Source organism: Sphingomonas sp. 66-10, assembly GCF_001897045.1.
GTDB lineage: Bacteria > Pseudomonadota > Alphaproteobacteria > Sphingomonadales > Sphingomonadaceae > Sphingomonas > Sphingomonas lycopersici.
In genome coordinates, this window is sequence record NZ_MKRR01000163.1 from 21,182 (window position 1) to 26,097 (window position 4,916).

At 57.5% G+C, this 4,916-nt stretch carries 2 protein-coding genes and 2 pseudogenes; 3 read left to right on the forward strand and 1 reads right to left on the reverse strand.

Annotated features, from left to right (window positions below; genetic code table 11):
* Window positions 1-834: pseudogene (locus BGN95_RS25630) on the forward strand (hypothetical protein); the annotation flags it as partial.
* 390 nt (window positions 835-1,224) lie between these two features.
* On the forward strand, window positions 1,225-1,788 hold the full coding sequence (locus BGN95_RS25635) for a PEPxxWA-CTERM sorting domain-containing protein (protein ID WP_286774452.1): 564 nt from the start codon (window positions 1,225-1,227) through the stop codon (window positions 1,786-1,788).
* A 614-nt stretch (window positions 1,789-2,402) separates the two neighbouring features.
* On the opposite strand, the gene BGN95_RS25640 is transcribed toward BGN95_RS25635, so the two are convergent.
* The gene (locus tag BGN95_RS25640) at window positions 2,403-3,164 is read right to left on the reverse strand and encodes a PEPxxWA-CTERM sorting domain-containing protein (RefSeq protein ID WP_286774453.1); all 762 of its coding nucleotides are present in this window, start codon (window positions 3,162-3,164) and stop codon (window positions 2,403-2,405) included.
* Window positions 3,165-4,083: 919 nt separating this feature from the next.
* Between BGN95_RS25640 and BGN95_RS25645 the strand changes: the two are divergent.
* Window positions 4,084-4,644: pseudogene (locus BGN95_RS25645) on the forward strand (phosphatase PAP2 family protein).
* The last annotated feature ends 272 nt before the right edge of the window (window positions 4,645-4,916 follow it).

Here is a 4,916-nt window from a genome sequence, read left to right on the forward strand (position 1 = left end):
ACCATGGTGACCAAGGCCAATGGCTGCGCTTTCGCCTGCCACCAAACGAATCTGACCTACAGCAGCAGCAACAAGGAGCTGGTGTGCGATAGCAGCAACAAAAATTGCATCGATTATTATACGGTCGCAGTGAACAACGGCATCACATTGCGAACCGACTTGCTGCACGAGGCGGTTCAGAACCTGACCACGCTCGCAAGCAGTATGTCGAGCAGCAACAAAGCGAAATACCGCATGGGGCTGTTCTCGTTCGATAAGACATTCCAGCAGATTTGGCCCTCAATTGTCAGCCTGCCCAATGTCGATAGCAACCTTTCAAATGTCAGCAACAATGTCGTAAACGCCAAGGTGCTGACATATTATATGAACAACTGGGTTACAAATACCAACAACGATGGCGACAAGGGCACCGCGTTCAGCGTCGCATTTACCGGCATCCTCGGCGCCATGCCGCTCAAAGCTGGTGGCGGTACCAATTACAATGGCGACACACCGCAAGCGGTAATGTTCCTCATTACCGACGGCATGTGGGACGAAACTCGCCCCGGCGGCAAGCCCGAAGGTCCAATCGCGACCGCACAATGCGACGCGATCAAAGCGCGCGGAATTCGGATCGCGGTACTGTACACCCAATATCTGCCCGCCTCGGCGAGCGATTCTTGGTCAAAAACCAACGTGCTGCCATATCTCTCACCCACGGATCAACTCGCCCCGGTCTTGCAGCAATGCGCTTCGCCGGGGCTCTACAATCAGGTAACGACCGATAGCGATATCTCGGCCGCACTGGCCCAGCTATTCCAGGCGGCCGTTGCAACTGCGCGCCTTACCGGCTGACCGCTGCACGTCGGGCAACCTTCGCCCGTCGACTCTGGCAAGCCGGCCCCTCGCTCATGAAACAGTCAGCGACCGGGAAAGCGACCAGACTTTCGCCCGCTTCGTGGCGGGCATCTGCATATTGCTCGTCCCGCGACGCATCCCGCTGATTGACAAACGGCCCCATGGCGCGCCGAAGGTCACCGTCATATTTATACAAGAAATTCTTTTCTATTTCGAGAAAGTGCTCGAATACCGGGAACTTGCGCGCAATGGTCGGATAGTTGGCTGTACCGAAGCGGGACGACCATCCAAAGAATCTGTTAGGACCTGATTAACTATTGTGTAAGCTTCGATTCTCGCTACCAAACGGGGAGATTCGACGTGAGATCAAGACACGTTCTCGCTGGCGTGAGCGCGCTGGCGCTGGCAGCTATTGCCACACCTTCTTATGCGGCCGAGCTGGTCACCAATGGAGGCTTCGAAACTGGGAACTTCTCGGGATGGACGCTCGGGGGCAACACCGGATTTACTGGTGTTAGCTCATCAGCGGCTCATAGTGGTAACTACGGCGCGTCTTTTGGGCAGGTCGGTTCGACGGGAACGCTGAGCCAGCTCCTCAATACGGTCGCCGGCCACACCTATACCGTCTCTTATTGGCTCGCGAATCTCGGCGGGCCGACCGATAGCTTCTCGGCGTCGATCGGCGGGAATGTCCTCCAGACATTTTCGAATTCGAACGCGTTTCAATATTTCAATTTTTCATTCACCGCTCCGGTGAACAGCAGCCCGTCGCTGCTTCAATTCACCTTCCGGCAAGACCCGTCGTACTGGCACATCGACGATATCTCGGTTCAAGGCTTGGCGGGCGGTGTGCCCGAACCAGCTACCTGGGCGATGATGATCCTGGGCATGGGGGCTGTCGGCTGGGCGATGCGCCGCCGGCGCGCGACGACCGCGGTTCGCTATGCCTGACTGACTCGATATCTCGGGTCAAAATAAGAATATATACTCCTCGGGTCGCAGAGAAGCCGCTGGAAATCCCAGCGGCTTTTTTCTTGAATCGATGTTGTTGCCTGAGCCGAGAGAAGTATATTTTGGCGTCGCCGAAAGCCAGGATTTGATTATCAGCTCGCGATCCGATTCAGATATCAAATTGCAGCGCTACCCAGCGATGAATATCATCGTACAATCTGCAGCGAATTTAGAGCATCTCATTCCAGTCAGATCTTATCCTCGAATATCGAGCGCAGAATGGCCCGCCGGAATATCTATCGGCGGCAACGCGTATCGCTGCGACAGCGCACGGCAATCCGGACAAACAAAATGAGCGCGATCACGCCGCGAGGATCTGGCATGATCGCGCTCCAGGGCATGCTTGCCGGTCACCCGAGGTCCCGTTTTCCGGGTAGTCAGCAAGCCGCCTTTGCATAACGACGTCTAGCTGGAATCGGTTACCGGAACGTTGATGCGTCAATAGATGGAAAAATCGCCTTCTGCGTGCCTACCATCGGGGCCAGGCCCTCACACGCCACCGGTCTTTTCCCGCGCACGCTGCACAACTTCGATTTGACATCGCATGCTGAATGTCAGGTTGTAACTCGCAGCCTGCGACCGCGGATCCGCATCGTCCCGCCGATCGCCCCGAAACCCATGATCATCATCGCCCAGGTAGCTGGTTCGGGCACGCCGCCGCCACGACTGTTCGCGAGATCAATCGAGACTTGCCGGATGCTGTCAAACCGCTGCGGCGCGATGTGGGCGCCGTCCTCATTGAAGCTCCACAGATTGTCGAAGGTGACCGATGAGAAAATGCGATTATCGTTGGAAGATATGCCGAAATGCTGGTTGCCATTGGTGTCGAATTCGACATTGGAGAATGTTACCGACCCACCTCCAAGGATATTCAGCACGATATCGCCATAATAGGCGTGATTTCCCCTGCCGAGCGAACTCAACGCAAAGTTGATAGCGTCGAAGCCGTCGAACCCTACATAGTGCGTTATCGGATTTGATGGGCGCGGAGCGATCGTCAATGCGGAGAAGCCGGCGTTGTTGTTGCCGTTGCCGACGCCGGTCACCGCCGCAAATCCGGCGCCGCCGGATTGATGCAAGCTATCGGGTGACGTAAAGTCTACCAGATAGCCGCTATCGGTGATCAGTGGAAGGTCGGTGCCGTTGACGGCTCCGTTTCCCTTGATCTTGTCGGAAAGATTGGTCGGATTGGGTCCGAACGTCAGGGTTACGCCCTGCACCGTCGACGTGCCGGTTATGAAGGTCGTCGCAAATGCCGGCGTTACCGCCAGCGGGGACAAGGCCAGAGCAATCGCCCCCCCAAATCTGATGTGCATTTTAGCTCTCCCACTACGATATTCGAAGCGGTGCCCGAAGAGCCTTATAGTTTTGCAGCGATTCCATAGCACGGCGCGCACCCCGAGGCACTGCTGAATCTGCTACCACATCCCAAAATGAGACAGAGCCCGGCGCCTCCCCTTTCCTCGAGCTATCGCCGTGTATCTTGCCGAGAAGGAGCACCGCAACAGGCGCGGCAGAACCGAGCGGCACGTTGCCCGAACTCAAGCTATTTGGCGAACACCACGCCCCAACGGGTGCACGACTCTCAATCATTGTTCTGAATATATATGCGCCCCGCGGCTCGCCTCTCCGATACGCAATCGAAGAAAGCAAACGACTCCGCTCGCGCGAAAGCGGAGGATTGTCTCATGCATGAGTGCGTTTGTGACGTGATACAATGAACTTTATGTACAATTCGTCGCCAGTTCATCCATCCAATTCGGGTGGCACCATCTTCGAACGAAAACTAATGCGCGCATCATTTGCTATTCACCTCGCTGAGAAATATCGATTGCGACCGGCGGACGAGCGGCGTAACTTGCGCTTGGTACACCAACCGCGCAGGGCAGCGCTTTGTTGGTGATGCCGTGTTAGGAGCGCGATCGGGCCATGCGATCCCGGCCCGATCGCTCTCCAATGTGGTAGCTCGCTCACCAAGCCCCTCACCTTCGAAAGTCCCGCCACGATGGTACATGGCTGACGGTGGCGCCGCCCGGTGATAAACCGCAGTGAGCGCAGCACCGCTTAACCTATGGACATCTTTTGACCCAAGCAACGATGACCCGCCGCTTCCTCTCTCGCATCGACGTCGCGATGCTGGCGGTATTTCTCGTTGCGGTTGTGCTGGTCATGATCTTCGCCACGCTGGCGTCAGTGATGGAAGGCGATACGCTCGCGCTGGACCGGCAGATCCTCATGGCCGTGCGCGACCCCCTTCACCCTACCGTTCCCCTTGGACCGAGATGGCTGGCCATCGCGCTGACCGATATTACCGCGCTCGGTGGCTTTACCTGCCTGACGCTGCTGACGGTGATCATTGTCGGCTACCTCCTGATGATGCGCAGGCGGCCGACTGCGTTGTTCGTGGTCGGAGCGGTCGTCATGGGAGCGCTCGGCAGCAAACTTCTGAAGACCTTCTTCAACCGGCCGCGGCCCGGCGTCGTCGCGCATCTCGTTGCCGTCAACAGCTCGAGCTTCCCGAGCGGCCACGCCATGAACTCGGCGGTCGTCTATATGACCCTGGGCGCGCTAGTCGCCCGCACCGAATCTGAGGATCATGTGCGGATTTACATCGTGGGGGTGGCGATGGCGCTGGTCCTGGTAATCGGCGCTTGACGTGTTTACCTCGGCGTCCATTGGCCGAGCGATGTCTTGGCAGGCTGGATCGTCGGTGCTGCCTGGGCCGGCTTATGCTCGCTCATTGCAGGCAGGCTCCAACAGCGCAACAGGATCGAGCCGGCTGGGCACTATGATTGAAGCGTGTCACCGATCGCGTGCACGCGCGATCCAGATATGGCTTCCCCGCGCGTTACGGAATTATGCCTTAGCCCGTTAGATGCAGCGGCCGCTTCACGGATCGCGGGAACCCGGTAAAGAGTTCGCCGGTTGCGCGAGTGAGCACGCGCTAACAAAATAGAGGAACCTTGGTGCGATGATCGAACGAGACGTGGTCCGCGAGACCGTGACCAAAGTGCCGGCGGTGACGCTGGGGTTCTGGGCGATCAAGATACTCGCGACGACGCTTGGCG

Excerpts from the sequence above, each read along its gene's own strand:
- BGN95_RS25640 (WP_286774453.1), bottom strand. The coding sequence starts at position 3,164 with ATGCACATCAGATTTGGGGGGGCGATTGCTCTGGCCTTGTCCCCGCTG.